Here is a 916-nt window from a genome sequence, read left to right on the forward strand (position 1 = left end):
TCAAGTGGCTGACGACCACGGACCACAAGACGATCGGCACGCTGTATCTGGTGACGTCGTTCGCGTTCTTCTGCATCGGTGGCGTGATGGCGCTGTTCATGCGCGCCGAGCTGGCCCGGCCGGGTCTGCAGATCATGTCGAACGAGCAGTTCAACCAGGCGTTCACGATGCACGGCACGATCATGCTGCTGATGTTCGCGACGCCGCTGTTCGCCGGTTTCACCAACTGGATCATGCCGCTGCAGATCGGCGCTCCCGACGTCGCGTTCCCGCGGCTGAACATGTTCGCCTACTGGCTGTACCTGTTCGGCTCGACGATCGCGGTCGGCGGCTTCCTCACCCCCTCGGGTGCTGCCGACTTCGGCTGGTTCGCCTACTCCCCGCTGTCGGACGCGGTCCGCTCGCCGGGCATCGGCGCCGACCTGTGGATCATGGGCCTGGCGTTCTCCGGCTTCGGCACCATCCTCGGCGCGGTCAACTTCATCACCACCATCATCTGCATGCGCGCGCCGGGCATGACCATGTTCCGCATGCCGATCTTCGTGTGGAACGTGCTGCTGACCGCGGTCCTGGTCCTGCTGGCCTTCCCCGTCCTCGCCGCCGCGCTCTTCGCGCTGGAGGCGGATCGGAAATTCGGCGCACACATCTTCGATGCCGCCAACGGTGGTGCCCTGCTGTGGCAGCACCTGTTCTGGTTCTTCGGGCATCCGGAGGTGTACATCATCGCGCTGCCGTTCTTCGGCATCATCAGCGAGGTCATCCCGGTCTTCTCCCGCAAGCCGATGTTCGGCTACATGGGCCTGATCGGCGCGACCATCGCCATCGCCGGCCTGTCCGTGACCGTGTGGGCCCACCACATGTACGTCACCGGCGGAGTCCTCCTGCCGTTCTTCTCCTTCATGACGTTCCTCATCGC

At 64.5% G+C, this 916-nt stretch carries 1 protein-coding gene; it reads left to right on the forward strand.

Translation table 11 applies throughout. The features are described 5' to 3' along the window. Positions 1 to 916, forward strand: a 916-nt coding sequence (locus G3I56_RS42600; RefSeq protein WP_203691968.1) for a cbb3-type cytochrome c oxidase subunit I, incomplete at both ends; no start/stop codon positions are given.

Origin of the sequence: Streptomyces sp. SID12488 (genome assembly GCF_010548275.1) — a bacterium.
Lineage (GTDB): Bacteria > Actinomycetota > Actinomycetes > Streptomycetales > Streptomycetaceae > Streptomyces.